The sequence below is a fragment of the Pseudomonas sp. FBCC-B1667 genome, assembly GCF_059133255.1.
The window spans coordinates 4,237,035-4,253,701 of the sequence record NZ_CP101437.1; the positions used below are offsets into that span (position 1 = coordinate 4,237,035).

At 57.0% G+C, this 16,667-nt stretch carries 16 protein-coding genes; 9 read left to right on the top strand and 7 right to left on the bottom strand.

Features of this window, described 5'->3' with window-relative positions; translation table 11 throughout:
- Positions 1-16: 16 nt before the first annotated feature.
- The gene (locus NL116_RS19575) at positions 17-145 is read left to right on the top strand and encodes a hypothetical protein (RefSeq protein ID WP_494373635.1); all 129 of its coding nucleotides are present in this window, start codon (positions 17-19) and stop codon (positions 143-145) included.
- A gap of 7 nt (positions 146-152) precedes the next feature.
- Here NL116_RS19575 and NL116_RS19580 read toward each other — a convergent pair whose 3' ends face one another.
- Positions 153-578: an organic hydroperoxide resistance protein gene (locus tag NL116_RS19580; RefSeq protein ID WP_494373636.1), complete on the bottom strand. Its 426-nt coding sequence runs from the start codon at positions 576-578 to the stop codon at positions 153-155.
- 34 nt (positions 579-612) lie between these two features.
- The gene (locus NL116_RS19585; protein ID WP_494373637.1) at positions 613-1,563 is read right to left on the bottom strand and encodes an enoyl-CoA hydratase/isomerase family protein; all 951 of its coding nucleotides are present in this window, start codon (positions 1,561-1,563) and stop codon (positions 613-615) included.
- Between the two features lie 510 nt (positions 1,564-2,073).
- Between NL116_RS19585 and NL116_RS19590 the strand changes: the two genes are divergently transcribed.
- Together NL116_RS19590 and NL116_RS19595 are read left to right on the top strand one after the other, a co-directional pair.
- A complete protein-coding gene (locus tag NL116_RS19590; protein WP_494373638.1) occupies positions 2,074-2,982 on the top strand; it encodes a LysR family transcriptional regulator in 909 nt (302 codons plus the stop codon).
- Positions 2,983-3,087: 105 nt separating this feature from the next.
- Positions 3,088-4,110 carry an LLM class flavin-dependent oxidoreductase gene (locus tag NL116_RS19595; RefSeq protein WP_494373639.1) on the top strand — a complete coding sequence of 341 codons (1,023 nt, stop codon included), beginning with the start codon at positions 3,088-3,090 and terminating at the stop codon, positions 4,108-4,110.
- Between the two features lie 137 nt (positions 4,111-4,247).
- On the opposite strand, the gene NL116_RS19600 is transcribed toward NL116_RS19595, so the two are convergent.
- Positions 4,248-4,982, bottom strand: a complete 735-nt coding sequence (locus tag NL116_RS19600; protein ID WP_494373640.1) for a FadR/GntR family transcriptional regulator — start codon at positions 4,980-4,982, stop codon at positions 4,248-4,250.
- A 358-nt stretch (positions 4,983-5,340) separates the two neighbouring features.
- Between NL116_RS19600 and NL116_RS19605 the strand changes: the two genes are divergently transcribed.
- Both NL116_RS19605 and NL116_RS19610 read left to right on the top strand, forming a co-directional pair.
- Positions 5,341-6,351: a mandelate racemase/muconate lactonizing enzyme family protein gene (locus tag NL116_RS19605; protein WP_494373641.1), complete on the top strand. Its 1,011-nt coding sequence runs from the start codon at positions 5,341-5,343 to the stop codon at positions 6,349-6,351.
- A 103-nt stretch (positions 6,352-6,454) separates the two neighbouring features.
- Positions 6,455-7,396 carry an AEC family transporter gene (locus tag NL116_RS19610; RefSeq protein ID WP_494373642.1) on the top strand — a complete coding sequence of 314 codons (942 nt, stop codon included), beginning with the start codon at positions 6,455-6,457 and terminating at the stop codon, positions 7,394-7,396.
- A 203-nt stretch (positions 7,397-7,599) separates the two neighbouring features.
- On the opposite strand, the gene NL116_RS19615 is transcribed toward NL116_RS19610, so the two are convergent.
- On the bottom strand, positions 7,600-9,636 hold the full coding sequence (locus NL116_RS19615) for an alkyl/aryl-sulfatase (RefSeq protein ID WP_494373643.1): 2,037 nt from the start codon (positions 9,634-9,636) through the stop codon (positions 7,600-7,602).
- Positions 9,637-9,803: 167 nt separating this feature from the next.
- On the opposite strand from NL116_RS19615, the gene NL116_RS19620 reads away from it, so the two are divergent.
- Both NL116_RS19620 and NL116_RS19625 read left to right on the top strand, forming a co-directional pair.
- Positions 9,804-10,781 (top strand): LysR family transcriptional regulator, encoded by a 978-nt coding sequence (locus tag NL116_RS19620; RefSeq protein ID WP_494373644.1) that lies wholly within the window; start codon positions 9,804-9,806, stop codon positions 10,779-10,781.
- A 117-nt stretch (positions 10,782-10,898) separates the two neighbouring features.
- Entirely contained in the window at positions 10,899-11,348 is a 450-nt protein-coding gene (locus NL116_RS19625) for a hypothetical protein (protein WP_494373645.1), read from the top strand.
- A gap of 112 nt (positions 11,349-11,460) precedes the next feature.
- On the opposite strand, the gene NL116_RS19630 is transcribed toward NL116_RS19625, so the two are convergent.
- Entirely contained in the window at positions 11,461-12,417 is a 957-nt protein-coding gene (locus tag NL116_RS19630) for an AraC family transcriptional regulator (protein WP_494373646.1), read from the bottom strand.
- A gap of 181 nt (positions 12,418-12,598) precedes the next feature.
- On the opposite strand from NL116_RS19630, the gene NL116_RS19635 reads away from it, so the two are divergent.
- On the top strand, positions 12,599-13,552 hold the full coding sequence (locus NL116_RS19635; RefSeq protein ID WP_494373647.1) for a diiron oxygenase: 954 nt from the start codon (positions 12,599-12,601) through the stop codon (positions 13,550-13,552).
- 80 nt (positions 13,553-13,632) lie between these two features.
- A complete protein-coding gene (locus NL116_RS19640) occupies positions 13,633-14,094 on the top strand; it encodes an MAPEG family protein (protein WP_494373648.1) in 462 nt (153 codons plus the stop codon).
- Between the two features lie 210 nt (positions 14,095-14,304).
- On the opposite strand, the gene NL116_RS19645 is transcribed toward NL116_RS19640, so the two are convergent.
- Positions 14,305-15,240 carry a glycosyltransferase family 2 protein gene (locus NL116_RS19645; RefSeq protein WP_494373649.1) on the bottom strand — a complete coding sequence of 312 codons (936 nt, stop codon included), beginning with the start codon at positions 15,238-15,240 and terminating at the stop codon, positions 14,305-14,307.
- Positions 15,241-15,438: 198 nt separating this feature from the next.
- A complete protein-coding gene (locus NL116_RS19650; protein ID WP_494373650.1) occupies positions 15,439-16,161 on the bottom strand; it encodes a PIG-L family deacetylase in 723 nt (240 codons plus the stop codon).
- Positions 16,162-16,667 lie beyond the last annotated feature (506 nt).

Here is a 16,667-nt window from a genome sequence, read left to right on the forward strand (position 1 = left end):
TGGATACCTCCAAATCATGAGACAGGGTTTTTGGCCGCTCAGGTTCCCGGAAGCGACGCCGAGCGCCGACACGCATAGCCCCGATGATCAGGGGCATGGCTTTTCCAGCCGTTTGCAAATCAGCAGCTACACCGCCAAGGCGTAGTTTTGCCTTAAACCAGTTTGACCTCTACTTCCACATCGCCCCGAGTCATTCGCGAATACGGGCAAATCTGATGCGCGGCATCAATCAGCTGCTGCCTCACATCTTGATCCAGTCCCGGCACACTGACGTTAAGCCTCACGGCCAATTGAAAGTCAGCGCCTCCGTTGGTCTTACCCAGATCTACCTCAGCATCTACCGAGGTGTCCTCCGGTAATTTAACCTTCAGCTTGCCGGCCGCCACCTGTATTGCGCCAATGAAACAGGCTGAATAGCCGAGGGCGAATAGTTGCTCAGGGTTGGTGCCCGGCTTGCCTGAACCAGGGGAGCTGAAGTTGACCTCCAGTTCACCGTCGCTCGACCTGCCACTGCCTGTGCGACCGCCACTGGTGTGGGTTTTTGCTGTGTACAGAACGCTTTCGAGAGTAGTGCTCATGACTGTGACTCCGTTTGAAATAGGAGGGGCAGGATCATTTCGATTCCTCACCCAAAGTGCCGGTGTAGTAAGCCAGGCGTTTCTCGACGTCGGCTTTCTTCTGTAACCCAAGCTCCATCAACTGTTTTATACGGGCCTGCGCTGCCGGGCGTTTGACCGAGCCGATGAAACCATCCCATTCGGCGGCGATGGCTTCGTTCGGTGGCAGGCTGGCAGCATTGACCAGGCGCTTTATGTCAGCAATCGACTGCTTGTCGAACCGCGCGATGCGCCGGGCCATGGTGTCGACGAACTTGTCGAGTTCGGCATCGGGCATCGCGCGGTTGACGTAGCCGTAGCGCTCGGCGAGCTCGCCATTGATATCGTTGCCGGTCAGCAGCACTTCCAGTGCCCTCCCGCGACCGATCAACCTTGGCAGTCGTGCCATGGGACCACCTCCAGGCACGAGTGCAGCGCCAATCTCCCATTGCGACAGAATGGCCTTCTCGCGACTGGCGAAGCGCATGTCACTGGCCAGTGCCAGCTCACTGCCAACGCCCGTGGCGCGACCGCGAATCGACACAATCGAGACCACCGGAGCCTTGCTCAATCGCACCAGCATGTCCGGCAGGGGCGGCAGTCCGGTCGGGCCGTTGGGAAGGCTGGTGGTGTCAGTCAGCGGGGGGACGAAGTCATAGTGGGTGAGGAAGAAATCCGGCACATCGCTGTCGAACACCACGACCACCAGCTTAGGATCGGACTCGATGGCAGTGACCACCTCGTTCAGCTGCGGCATGGTCTCCGGACCATAGATGTTGAACGGCGGGTTGTGGAACGTGACCCGCCAATACTCGGGTGTGACCCGTGTGAGTTTTATTTCCTGTTTGACCGCGCTGGTGGGCGATGCTTTATCGGTTGTTGAGGGTGAAGTCTCGCCAGCGAGGGCCGCGCCTGTGGTCGCCATGCTGGCGAAAATCAGTGCGGCCGAAAGCAACTGAAGCCTCATAGGAGTGTCTCCAGAAAATTGCCTAAGGGCATGCGAATTCCCGTTGAGCCGTAGAGGGCCTGCCAATGGGTCGGGGCGCAAAAGATCACGCCCCTTGCTCTGTTCCGTCGCGGGTCAACACATGAGCATGGGTTTCGTGCGACTAACCGAAATGCGGCCCGGCACGATCGGCAGTAGCGGCTGAAGTTGGCAGGTGGCTCGATAGACCTGGGAACACCCAGTCCAGGGGGAGAAACATGTCGCATTACGCCGGCAGCACCGAATGGACAAGCGTAGCAGCGAATAATTGGCTCGCAAGTCACGCCCTCGACTGAGGTCACCGGCAGCAATAATCGGCCACTCAATGGCCTGTCAGCAGGAGATAAAACTTGATTCGCGCCGCCTGGGATTCTGTGGCGCTAGCTCCTCGGCAGGGGTAATAATTTGCGATCTCGCGGCAGCAGCAAAAAACTAATTTTTTGGGCTTCATGTCTCGCTACAACGTAAGTATGCACTGGAGTAAAGGTACCAATGGAAGCCAACCGATTCGGTGACATCGCTGCTTTTGTCTGCGCTGTGAAGGCTGGAAGTTTTACCTCCGCGGCCCACTCACTTGGCCTGACCCGATCGGCTGTAGGTAAAAGTATCGTTCGTCTTGAAGGTCGGATGGGAGCACGGCTTCTGAATCGCACCACGCGCAAACTGAGCCTGACTGACGAGGGGTACATCGCCTATGAACGCTGGAAGCAAATTCTCGATGACCTTGATGAGGTGGATGCAACCATGGCCTTGCGTCGTGGAAGGCCGACGGGCACTTTCAAACTCACAGCGCCCCTTTCCTTCGGTCAGCGCCATATTCTGCCGATTCTGGATGCTTATCTGAAACAGTGGCCTGAACTTCGTGCGGACGTTTGGTTTACCGATCGCTTTGTGGATCTGGTCGAAGAAGGTGTCGACGTAGCCATCCGCATTGGCGCGCCAAAGGACGATTCACAACTATTGACCAGAACCGTGGGTTGGCAGCAGTTCGCAACGTGTGCCTCGCCTTCTTATCTGGCCCGTTGCGGTGTTCCACAAACGCCTGCGGATTTAATCGGGCATGACACCATTGCTTTCATCAGTGGCCAGGCCAGCGTCTGGCGTTACCAGACTCCCGCGGGCCCTTATTTCTATGAACAACCAGGGCGGCTGAACATAGACAGTTCTGAAGCCATGCGCGAAGCGGCGCTGACGGGCATTGGCCTGATCCATTTGCCGACCTATATCACCGGTAACGACTTGCACGCCGGCACGTTAGTGGAGGTACTCAAACCTTATCGCGCATCGCCCGACCCCATCCGGGTTGTTTACCCAAGCAAGCGCCAGTTGTCGCCGCGTGTCCGCGCGTTCATTGATCTGTTGATTGAGCGCCGGGCATCACAATTACCTTGGGAAAGCTGAAATATTGGGGATTCACTGGACCGTGTGATGGTCTATTGGTGATGTTTATCCAAGTTCAGGATTCAATAAAGATGTCAGTCATCGTCACTTACCGAGACTGCCATCATGACTATCGACACCCAACGCTCACCGCAAGTGCAAGTCGCCGCCTTGCCGACCGCCGATCCTTCACTTGAGCGTCACCCTGGTTTTCAACGCCTGTTTCGACCACAGTCGCTGACGGTTGGGTTGATTTTGCCCCTCGAAACCCATGCCGGCCGGGCGGCACCGACCCTGCGTGGTCACCTGGAAATGGCGCAGCGAGCCGAGGCGCTTGGTTTTGGCGCGCTGTGGATGCGTGATATTCCTTTCTTCGACCCGGACTACAACGATGTGGCGCACATCTTTGAGCCCTTGGTTTACATCGGCTTCCTGGCCGCAGCCACACGAAGCATAGTCCTGGGAACCACCGGTATCGTGCTGCCGACTCACGAGCCTATGTATCTGGCCAAGCAAGCGACGTCCCTGGATCAGTTGAGCGAAGGGCGCCTGGTGTTGGGGTTATCCTCGGGCGATCGATACAGCGACTACCCGATGCTAGGTATCGATTATGAAACCCGTGGTGATCGCTACCGTGATGCCTTCTCGGTATTTCGCACCCTGATTGAACAGGACTTTCCGCGCTTTCGCTCCGAGCGATTTGGTGGTTCCTCCGGAAACCTCGACCTGGTGCCAAAAGCACCGTATGGACGCGTCCCTTCAATCGCTGTCGGCCAGGCGCAGCAAAGCATCGAGTGGTTGGCGGAACACCTTGATGGATATCTGGCCGGCGTGCAAAGCCCCGAGCGGCTGGCATCGTTGGGCGAGAACTGGCACGCCAACGTGCGTGAAATCGAAGGGCCCAAGGCTTTCAAACCGTTAGGGCTAGGCGGCTATTTCGACCTCAGCGACTACCCGGACCAGCCATTCCAGCGCATCCAGGGCGGCTTCCGAGCGGGGCGTAACGGCCTGCGTAATTACTTGGAGCAAGCCCAAGCTGCCGGTATTTCGCACATAGCGCTCAACCCCAAGGTCAGCCGTCAACCCTACGGTGAGATTCTCGACGAGCTTGCTGAGCACATCTTGCCGCTCTTCCCGTCGCATGTTTGAGGCTTAACCCGATTATCCGGCTTATTCGTCACAAGACGAGCAGCTGGCATGACAGGTCGGTCACGCGTATCAGCTGTCAGACAGGAGCAGCCACTCACTTGTAGGATGACGAGACAACCGCCATTTACTAGTCGACATTAGAAGAAATCAATTTCGTATCCGAATCGGGAGGCTGCACTGACTATATGCTGCCCCATGATCTGACGTGCCGCCGCCGCATTCTGATCGGTCAAAGCCTGCACGAGGTCCTCATGTTCACCGCGAGCTGCATGCGGAATATTACTGAACACAGGGCCTCGTCGCGCAAAGTTCATGGTGATCAGTGCCCGCATCGGCTCGAGGACTGTGCGAATCATCGTCTCGAGATAGTCATTGCCAGACGCTGCGGCCACGGCCCGATGGAAGTCGAGATCGGCGTTCACAGTGTCCAGTGTCGGTTCGCCTACGTATTGCATTCGCAGCACCGCCGCCTGAATCGTTTTCAGTTTGTGCGGCGTCATGTGCGATGCCGCCAGCGCGGCGGCCTGGCTTTCCAGGACGGCCCGGACTTCGAACATATTGCGGATCGTATTGTCACCGTCCAGGAACGGCGCGCTATCGCGCTCGGGTGAAATCTCCGGCGATGGGGCTGCGGCCGAAACGAATACGCCAACGCCCTGCCGGGACTGGATCAACCCCTGAGCTCGAAGCGTGGCAATCCCTTCGCGCACCACGTTTCTGCTGACGCCAAAGTTTTGTGAGAGAAACTGCTCGGTTGGCAACCGGTCTCCCGGGCGTAGTCGGCCAGACGCTATCTCGTCGCTCAACGAGCGGGCGATGTGCTCAGCCAGATGAGGACGCCGTGCCACGGGTTGCACATTTATTTCACTCATTCTTTTAATCCCTTCCACTTGTCTTCTTAATCTACATCAGAAGACTTGTTCCCAACAGTCAAAACTGAATTCCACTTTCGGGACATAAAATTAAAACCAATAAAATCAGCTACTTGAATTTAATTTAGACCAAGGTCTAGCACAAAGCGGTAGTTGTTCAGTTGAAGGACAACAGAACGTCATGTACGTTGTCCTCAACCTGGCACGGGCGAAATCCGAAAATCGCCGTGTCACCCATGCAACGTGCTTGAGGCGAAGTCCTATGAAAATTGCCAGTATCGAAACCATTCCGCTTCGAATTCCCTTCACTACGGGGGGGCCGTCAGCCGGCGGGGTTTGGGGGCCGAAAGACCTCCAAATGGTCGATTCCCTGGTGGTTAAAGTCACCACGGACGACGGTATCGTCGGCTGGGGCGAAACCTTTGGCTTCACCGCGATACCTGCGGTGAAAGTCGTGATCGACACGATCCTCGCGCCTGAACTGATAGGCAGTGATGTCACGCGGCGCGAGAAATTGCAGGGCGATCTTCAGAAGAAATTCCACGTCTTCGGTCGCAGCGGCGCTTTCATTTATGGCCTGTCGGCGATTGACATCGCGCTGTGGGATATCGCCGGCAAAGCGGCCGACAAACCGATCTACCAACTGCTGGGTGGCAGCGAGGCCACTTCGCTGGCGGCGTATGCAAGCTTGATCCGCTATGCCGACCCCGAACTCATCCGGGTGAATGTGCAGCGCGCAGTCAATAGCGGTTTCCGTCACCTCAAGCTGCATGAAGTGAATGCAGATGTCATTCGCGCCGCGTGTGAAGCCGCAGGCCCCGGCGTGGAAATCACCCTCGACGTCAACGCCCCGTGGTCGGTGCGTGAAGCACTGGATATGACCGAGAAACTGCGCCCGTTGAACCTGCGCTGGATCGAAGAGCCGGTCTGGCCGCCGGAAGACTATGCAGGCCTGGCGCGGGTACGCCAGCACGGCGGCATCCCGGTTGCGGCCGGCGAGAACGCTTCGACACTGATGGACTTCCAGCATCTGCTTGAAGCCGGCGCGGTCGATTTCATCCAGCCCAGCCCGGCAAAAATGGGCGGCATCACCGAATTGCAAAAAATCTATGCGCTGGCCAATGCGCATGGCGTCACCGTGATGGTCCACGCCTTTTATGACGGCCCGGGCCTGTTGGCCGCCGTGCATGGCAGCGCCGCCCTCGGCGGCGCGAAGTCCTTGGTTGAATGGCGTTACTTCGATCTCGAAGCGCAGCTCTATGGCGACGCCATCATTCCGCGTAACGGCCGGATCGACGTACCCCAAGGGCCGGGGCTTGGAATTGAGCCGGACCAGGACGTCATTCGAGACTACCGCTTCAAACCTTAACCGCAACGGCCGTCTGGCCATTGCCGCGTTGATCGAGGCCGCGCATCGGCCTCGATCAGCCATGACGACATTCTTGATAAAAATAAATACGAGGATTGTGCACATGTTAGACAGGATCGTAGGGCCAATTTTACCCGTCGCCTTTGTGATCGCGCTGGGCTATATCGCCGGCAAGCGCGGACGGCTTACCCATTCGGACAGCCTGCTGATCAGCCGGCTGGTACTCGGCTGGATATTCCCGGCGCTGCTTTTTGTCGGGATGGCGAGCACGCCGCGTGAACAGCTTCTCGACTTCAAGTTCGTCGCGGCTACGTTTATCGGCATCATGGGTATGTACACGATAGCGCTGGCGATCGGCTGGTTCACCACGCGCAATCTCAAGGTCGCAACGCTCAAGGGTTTCGTCAACGGCTACCCGGACGCGGCCTTCATGGGCATCCCCATCCTCGCAACGATGTACGGAACCGGCAGCATTTATTCAGTGCTGGTGCTGAACCTGGTCGCGAGCCTGGTGATGATCCCCCTCACGACCATGTTGCTCACCATTGCCGACGGAAAGGGCAGTGGCACTCAGGCGTTCGTATCGAGTTTGTCGGGTGCGGTACGCCGTCCTCTGATGTGGGCACCGGCCCTCGGCATTCTGATTTCGCTGCTGCAGGCCAAGCTGCCGCCGATTGCTGGGGAGTCACTCAATCTTCTCGGCAAGGCGACGCCAGGCGTATCCCTGCTATGCCTGGGGCTGATCATGTCTTCGGAGAAGCTGAAAATGTCAGGTGAAGTGTGGGGCAACCTTGGGCTCAAGCTGTTCATTCACCCGGTGTTGATGTTTGCCGCCACTGTTTTGCTGGGTACTCATGGCCTTTACGCACAACAGATGATCCTGCTTTGCGCGCTTCCGTCGGCAACGATTCCGGCGATGTTTGCAAACCAGACCGGCGCCTATCAGAGTGAAGCCGCGACCTCCATTCTGGTCAGTACGGTGCTGTCGATCGTGACTTTTTCTTTCGCGATCTACCTGATTGATGGAGGACTTGCCGCAGCTTGACTACGGGTCCCGAAGGGCGGGGTATGAGGCAATCGTGTCGAAATACCCCGCCTGGTGTTGTTCCGAATACCGCCGTTTAGGGGTGGACACTCAGTCGTCATCGGTGCAGGTAAACATGTCGTGCTGGCCGACCTGCGCACCGGGTGCCATCAGATGCGCAAGGCAGCGTCAGCCTGAAACAGAGAAAGCGCAACCCCGCTGCTTTACTCCTGGGTGCCAGGCAGCAGTTCAAAGGTGGGGGTAAACGGGGTGATGGCGGCCATCAACTGTTCCAAGGGTTTGTGATTGCCGACGAAAGTGGCTTTGCCGGCCGCAACGAGTTGAGCGAAGCTGGTTTTCCGTGCCATTACGCCTTCAAGGTCAGAACGATCAAGGGTGATCGTCAAGTCAGCATTTTTCGCTTGCTGCCCCTTGATATTGGTCAGTGTTGAATTGCTCAACTCAACCACAAACTGCTCTCCGTTGTCGGGCGTCTTGAGGTTCAAGACGAAGTGTTGATCCGCCACTTTGCTGCCGTCCAGAGCGATGCCGAGGTACTCCAGCCACAACTCGGTACTCATGGCGCGAATCATGTCAGGCCCGGTGGTTTTAGGGGGTACGCCCTTTGGCACGCCGTTGCGCAACTCGTACGCCGCCGCGAGGAAGCTGTTACGCACGCCAGCACTTTCCTTCTGATAACCGACCTGTTCATAGACGTCCGCGAGCAAGTCCTTGGCCCCGGTGTTGTGGGGCTCGGCATACACCAGCTTATTGAGAATTTCGTAGGCTTCGCGGTATTTGCCCTGATCGAACAAGGATTTGCCCTTGGTCATGATCTTCTCTGAGCCCCCCATCATCTCCACATACAGCGGTGCCGAATCTTTCGGTGACAGCGGCATCAGCGTCGCAGGATTGGCATCCCAGTAACCCAGGTAGCGGTTGATCACGGCGCGACTGTTGTGCTCTTCGGAGCCATGGTAGCTGTGGGTCGCCCAGTTATTTTTCAGGCTGTCCGGCAATTTGTAGACGTTGTGAATCTCGTTGATGGTGACGCCCTGGTTGGCCGCGTGCAGCACCGCGTTGTTCAGGTTGGCGTAGGCGTCGCGCTGTGCACGCATCACGTCCTGGATCCGCTCATTGCCCCAACGTGGCCAGCTGTGCGCGGCGAACATGACGTCCGCCTGTTGTCCGTAGCGATACAACGCGTTGTTGATGTTCTTCGACCAGACCAGTGGATCACGGACCAGCGCACCACGCAGGGTGTAAATGTTATGGATAGTGCCAACGATGTTTTCCGCGGCCCAGAATGCCTTGAATTGCGGGAACCAGGTATTCATCTCCGCCGGTGCTTCAGTGCCCGGCGTACTTTGAAACTCCATCTCCACGCCATCGATCGTCAGGGTCTCGAAGTCTTTCGAGATATAGCGATTGGGTTCGATCAGGCCCATGTTGCCAATGGACGCATTTTTTCCGATGGCCATGTCGACGTGGCCATAAGGGCTGTGCGGCAACAGCACGCCATATTGGAAAAATGCGCGCCGGGTCATTGCGTTGCCGGCGTAGACGTTTTCAGCCACTGCATGCTCCATGAAACCGGTGGGTGCGATCAGCGGGATTTTACCGCTGCGCACATCAGCCTCATCGACCACTCCGCGCACTCCACCGAAATGGTCGGCATGGGAGTGAGAAATCACCACCGCGACGACCGGACGCTTGCCGAGCTTTTCATTGATGAAGTCCAGCGCAGCCTTGGCGGTTTCCTTCGACATCAGCGTGTCGAACACAATCCAGCCCGTATCACCCTTGATGAAGGTGATATTCGCCAGGTCAAACCCGCGCACCTGGTAAATCTTGTCCGGAACGACCTCATATAGACCGAAGGCCATGTTGAGTAGCGCCTGACGCTGCAAGGACGGATTGATGCTGTCGTAGTCCTTGCCGTCGAGCAGGAAGTCATAGCTGCCCATGTTCCAGGCGACATTTCCGGCTTCGGACATGATCTTGTTGTAGGACGGTGCGGCAATGAAGCCTTTTTTCGCTTCTTCAAAATCACGCTTGTCCGCGAACGGAAGTGTCTTGCGTACATCGTTTTGCAGTTCGATCGTGTAGGCCGAAGGCGCTTTGCCTTTGGTATCGAAGTGCGCACTTTTTGTCGCGGAAGGATCAGAATTCGCGCCGTTTGCATCGGCAGCAAATACGCCAGGGCTAACGCCACAGCCCAGCGTAATTGCCAGTGCCAGATGAAGGGTCTTGTTGTGCATGAAGGGGTTCCTGTGCCAAGGGCTGCCAAGAGCGTCAATGCGGGTAATTGCGCCCGATTTTATGGATTGGGTACGCGTCAACTTGACCCGTCAGGCCATGAATAGCATATTCATTCCATTACGAAAAATTCCGTTTCAGCTGTTTTCAATAATATAAAGGTTATGACATGACACCCCGCCGCTTACGTCAGTTTCTGGCGTTGATTGAACATGCGCACTTTGGTCGAGCCGCCAAAGCGTTAGGGGTTTCCCAGCCTGCGCTGAGCAAAAGCATTCAGTTGCTGGAGAGTGAACTCGGGGTCACGCTGTTCGATCGACGCCCTGAAGGCGTTGTGCTGACTGCGTTTGGTCATTTGCTTCGTGAAAAAAGTCGACGCTTGTTAGTGGCCGAGGAGGATTTGCGGCGCGACATTGCCTCGCTGGCGGGCGGTGATATCGGCGCACTGAAAGTTGCCTTGGGCCCCTATCCCAGTATCACCAGCGGATACACCGGCATCGCGCGGCTGCATACCCGGCATCCTCACATCAAAGTCACTGCCCATGTGGCCGGATGGCGTGACGTTGCTCATCAGGTCGCGACCGGTGTGGTGGACTTGGGAATCGCCGAAATCAGTACCCTGGAGGGCCGGGAAGCATTTACCTGTGAGCTATTGGGTGAACACGAGGGGCGCCTGTTTTGTCGGCCCGGCCACCCTTTGCTTGCGCAAAAGCGTTCATTGACGTTGGCGCAAACACTCGATTATCCCTGGGTGGCTTCACGTATTCCGCTGCGACTGGCCACCCATTTACTCCCGGCAACGTTGGGCTGTGCCGGTGCGTACGATGCGCAGAACGGTGATTTTGTACCGGCGATTGAAATCGACGTGCCCATGCAAATCGTTAAGTTCGTCGAAAACAGCAACGCCCTGGCGGTAGGAAATTTATCGACTTTTGAGCGAGAGTTCCTGGCCGGCGAAGTCGTACCGCTGCCCCTCCATGACCTCGCCCTGCGCACCCGCTATGGCTTCATCTACCTTAAAGAGCGCTCACTGCCGCCCGCCGTAGAGCTTTACATGAACGAAGTGAGGGGTGTGGAAGAGGAAATTTGTCAGCGTGAAAGCCTCCTGATCCATATGGCAAACGCAGTGAAAAAAGATCAAGGTTAGCGGTTCGCCTGCCGAAATGGCATGCACTTTTGCCACAACGCGGCTTCGTGCAACACCGCGTTATGAGCTATACCCAATAGTCCCCCACCGCACTTCTTCCACTATTGGAGGTTGGCAATGAAACTCTCTGCTCCCCTGTCAGCGCTGTTGATCACCGCGAGTCTCTTCGGCTGCACCAGCTCATCACACCAATCAATGAATCTTCCTTTGGCAGCAACCCACAGGAACCCCGGTCATACCGCCACGACCACATTGACGGGCGAAGGCAATCAAACCAACTTTGACTTCTACATTACCGGCGTTCCAAGCGGAACCATGCTGCCCCCGCGCATCTACACGTTCATCAACAAAGGCAGTTGCCAGCAACCCGGGCCTGCCGCGTTTGCGATGAACGATAAGGTCAACACTGAACCCAATGCGGGTACCGGCGGATGGACCTTTTACCGAAGCGCGCCGATCAAACTGCCAGACCTGCTGTCAGGCAAGTACTCCATTGTCGTGCGGACTTCTCCAGAGGATGGCAACGCCGATATATTCTGCGGCGATGTGGCGCACGCGACTCGATGAAACACCCGGTGTCACTGTTGAGTCGAATCACGCTGTATGTAGCGAGTGTACGAGTCAGCCCGAAAAACCCGGCCGGCGTCTAGCCGGCATTGGCCTTCGGCACCTGACTCGCTCATGCCGATTGCCTGCGCCAGGTGCCGGGGGATGTGCCGAACTGACGCTTGAACGCGCGACTGAACGCGGCTTCGGATTCGTAGCCAACGGCAAAGCCGATCTGCGCCACATTACCGCGACCTTCGCGCAGCTGTTGAGCCGCCACGTGCATCCGCCAGAGAGTCAGGTATTGCATCGGTGGCTGTCCGACCAATGCCGTGAATCGCTCGGCGAAAACCGAGCGCGACATGCCCACCTCCTGAGCCAGCGCTTCCGCCGTCCAGCTGTCGGTTGGCCGGGCATGGAGCAGCGCCAGCGCACGCCCGATGTGCGGGTCTCGCAACCCGGCAAGCCAGCCGCGCCGCTCCGCGGGAAGACTGGCGACATACTGGCTGACGGCCTCGACGAATAACAATTCCGATAGCTTGGCGATGACCGTTGCCGAGCCGACGCGCCCCGCCGCGATTTCACTGACAGCGAAACGGAATGAGCTTTCGATCCAGGCGCCCGAAGCCGTCGCTCGCAAGTCCAGTTTCAACAGGGATGGCAGCGACGACAGCAACGGACTGAAGGGCGTTTCAGAGCCGAGGAACCCGCACAATAACTGTGTGGTCTCGCCGCCCCCGCCGCCGTTGATCCGTGAAATCGCGCCGACTGTCGGCGGCTGGATAACGTCCTTCACCGGCATGGGCTCAATGCTCAGGTCGCTGCCAAACGCATGAGCGTCATTGTGAGGAAGCAGCACGAGTTCGCCTGCTCCCACGTCGATGGCGGCTCCTCCGTCGATTCGAATTTGCATGTGCCCCGCGGCGACAAAATGCGACGACATGACGTGTCGGGGCGCCGCCAGGAAAGGCCGGCAGTCATCCGCCGAGAGCCTGCCGTTAATGCACCAGGGCGCGGTCAGTTCCGCTTCGAGGAACACCCCTCCAGACAGCCGAATCACTCGCAAGACATCAGAAAGCGCGTCCAGCATTTGCCAACCCTCCTTTCCGGAGCCCGGAGCAGGTAATCAGGCGTACGGGTCATTCACGGCCTGAACGGCGACACCTAGATTAGCACCAACGCGGACCCGGCAACCTAGACGAGCCCCGCAGGCTCACCCATGGCGAATGGATCCGACGTCTACCTCAGCGGCCCCACAGCAGGAGATCGATATGAACACCCTCGCGACCCTACCCGTCACGGGCTCAGGCAACGCCGCCCGTTATGCGCAACTTGTCAGAGCATCGAAAAAATCGGAATGGCAGATTGACCGTGATTTGCTCCAGGACCGCAGGTTCGACTTCTCGCGTAAATTCCTGCCCGACGGGCTGTCGCAGATCGACCGCCTGAGCTTTCTCGCCGCGGACGAGGCGCGCCTGCTCAGTCAGATTCAGGGCCGTACCTATGCGTACCTCTTTGGCCTGGTCGAGCGTTTTATCAGTGCCAAGATGCTCGACCAGGGTCGCGCCCATGTCTTTGACGATCAGCTCGCCCTGGAAGCGCTGGTGCGTTTTTCCAATGACGAGATCAAGCACCAGGAGCTGTTCCGACGTATGGAAACGATGTTGGGTTCGCACTTGCCCGCAGGCTATCGCCAAGTGGCCGATGCCAACGATGTGGCGCGCGCGGTACTGGCGGCCAGCACCTGGTCGGTGCTGGCGCTGACCTGCCACATCGAGCTGTTTGTGCAAACGCACTACACGAAAAGCATCGCCCCGCGCGAGGAGTTGTGCCCGCTGTTCAAGGACGTCTTCAAATTTCACTGGAAGGATGAAAGCCGCCATGTCGTCCTCGATGAACTGGAGTGGAAGGCCGAGCACACGAGACTTACGCCAGCCGAACGCGACCAGGCGGTGAATGACCTGATTGCCCTGGTGGGGGCCGTCGACACCATCTTGCAGGCCCAATCGGCAGCTGATGCCGAGTACTTCATTGGCAATGTGTCCAGATCGCTCAGTGCCGACGAGACAGCGCAAATCAAGGCCGGCGTGCTGGGAGCGTACCGCTGGCAATACATCATCTCAGGCGTGCAGCATCCACACTTTGGCCGGCTGCTGACCAGCATGACTACGCCCGCACAAATGGCCAGGATTCAAGCCGCACTGGCGCCAATCATGAGCCATTGAGCGATAGCGCGCGACCGACGACCCGTCGGCCGCGCGCTACGCGATGACGTGCTGACAGCGATCTGTGGAGGATGGCGGCCATGACGATACCGATGTGGATGCTGCTGGGGTTCGCGACCTGGACCTTGCTGCTGTTGATGGCCACCGTCGGCGTGTATCGCTGGGTCGCCATCCTGTTCTCCAATGTGCCGATCGCCTCTTTCCGCAGCGATCAACTCGACGGCGAAGACTGGTATCGGCGCGGGACAAGGGCACACGCCAACTGCGTGGAAAACCTGCCGGTCTTTGCCGTCATCGTCTGGATGATTTCAGCCCTCGACATCAACGGGCCTGCAGTCAACTACTTGAGCCTGATCGTGCTGATCGCTCGCGTATGCCAGTCGCTGGTGCACGTATCCCATGTGCAAACTGATGCGTTCGTGGCCGTGCGGTTTACCTTCTTCAGCGTTCAGTTGCTCTGCTTTCTCGCGCTCATTGTCATCGCTGCGGGTCATGGCTGCGAAAGTGCGCTTCATTTGACCGCTCGCTTGCAATCGAATTGATCCCTCATTTGCATTGTTTCTGACCACTGATGGCATCGGATTTGACCCGCACGCTGTGTAACCATGATCGGCAGAGAAGGAAGCTTCAGATTCCCCGCGTACTGACTGCGGCAGACAAAAAAATTAGCTGAGCTACTCTTTAATTCGTCTCGCCAGCCGCAGCCCATCGGCCTTCCCTGTAGCTAATACGATCCATGGGAGCCAGTTGAATCAAGATGTCTTGCGTAATGTTTTTAGTCGCGCATAGAGATAACGCAAGGTCGGTTTCCCATTGGAAAAAATGAGTGCCTGCCAGGAGTGCTCAAGCATCCGCCGGAACACCTTGATTACCTGCAGGTGTTCGCCACGCCTGGAGAACGCGTCAAGAAATTCGACATGGTTGGCCAGCACGAAGTGGATACGCTCCTGCGTGGTCAACTTCGCACCGTAGCGGGCGAGGTACAATTCGATGAATCGGACTTTGTGCGGGTAGTATTTTTGCGGTTGTGCGGTAATGTTACCGCTGTCGACCCCGCGCCGGTGCAATACCTGAGGTACGGTGTGAATTTCCCAGTGTTCGGCGATCCGAGTCCATAGCAAGCGGTCTTCGGCAAAGCGCAGGGTTTGATCAAAACCGCCCAAAGCTAGAGCCACTTCGCGCACCATCAATACGCCGGACGTACCGTTGATGATGTTTTCGTAGATAAAGTCGACAAAATGTCGGCCGCCCTTGCGTCGATCCTCCAGCTGTCTGGTTCCGTCGCTGAAATCACTTATTTGGTAGCAATCAATGAGCCCCACCCGGCGTCCCTTGCGAGTGAGCTCCTCATAGAGCGCCAATTGCTTTTCCAGTTTCTGCGGATGCCATTGATCATCGGCATCAAGGAACGCAATCAGGGTTTCTTTGGCGAGCAGGATCCCTGTGTTCCGTGCACTCGCCTGCCCTGCATTAGCCTGCTGTAAGAGCGTCAAGGGAAAGGAGGCGGCGTAGTTTTGGACGACTTGTGGGCCTTGGTCGCTGGAACCGTCGTCTATGACGATAACGTTGTCGGGCAGACGGGTTTGCTGGCCCACCGAGTCCAGTGCCTGTTGAATACTGCCCGCGGCGTTATACATCGGAATGATTACGCAAACCGAACAGAGTTTTTGAGAGGCGCTGTTTAACACGTCCTTTTCTCCTCGGACATAGCCTTAGCGAATTTTCCCTCTAGCACAAAAGTGTCGCGAGGCGTGACAAGACTCGGTGACAGAGCGGAACGTTTGACGCTGTGGTGCAGCAATGATCGGGCCAAGGTGTCCAATGCACTCGTCGCAGTCACGTCCACCGGCACATCGATACCTGTTCCCCCTTCAATTCCGGCTGATTTAGCGGAGGATCGGCTGATCTGGATCGAGCCGCCAATAGTGTTCAGGCAAAATCATATCGACGCGTTTGAGTGCCCCGAATAACGGAAGCTGACTCTGATACGCGGCTACGGCATGGGCTTTTCGTTTTAGACTCGAGCTGGGAAATTTAACCGCACACATGCCTATCCCGGCCTGTTTCCAGGAAGCGATCCGAGCAGCGGCCAAGCCCGGTACGCGCCGATAGACGGCCTCCTCATAGACGAACCAGTTTATTGGAAGGTCAGTGGCTCCATCCTCTATGTACGGTTGCGTACGAAGCGCTTCACGCACCGCCAAACAGGCGTTGCTTGTCAGCAGATGATCGGGGTGGACAAGCCCCATAGGAAAGAGAATGGTGCCGCCCCTTTGTTGAAGGATCGTTTTAAGCGCTGGCACGAGGTCGGTCGTTTGATAGCTGCGGCCGTATTGGCCATCCCAGAAATTGAGCCATGTACCTGTCGCACCAAGCCTGCGCATCGACTCCGAATCTTCATCGCGTCGCGCGAGCACGGCCTGATACCCGCTACTAAAACCGGTCGCTGTATCCCAAGGAGCGGCCTGGATGCCAGCATCAGGCACGCCAGCGAATACTGTGATGACGAGAGCATCTCGACTCTCTGCCAAAAGGTAGCCGCAACTGAAGACAGCATCATCCAAATGCGGGGAGATCACGGTGATCTGCTTGGAGATGGGCAAAAGCATCTGATCCGCTTCCTCAATGGTGTGAGGTCTATCGCTTTATCACTTAAGGGGGCTTGTGCCTCCATCAGTTATAGCCCTGATACTCGCAGAACATTGCTGATGAAGTCAGCTGCAAAGCAAATTAGGCGCGCAAGGAGGAGTTAAAAAAACGTGAAAGCGTATTTCTTTCAATTACAGCGGCCCGTTAATTTAACTGGCTTTCTAACGATTGGAGAGCGCTCGCCAGGCGTATTGGAAACCATCTCAAGCGACTTCTTAGCCGGCTGGTTCGTTCTCATGATTGACATCCTCCAGCGCTCCTGGAACGCCGTCACTGCCTGTTCAAAGAGGTACAAGCATGGGAGCAATTACCAAGCCAATTTAAGATCAGGTCTACACATCACGACATTGTGTCGAAACGGACTCTTCTGGGCCGGTAGACTCATATTGACTCATGGGGAAATTCCCCAAAAGCGGGGAATTTCCTTACATACGGTGCTGAGTTGCCGGAGCTGCTGATGGCATTG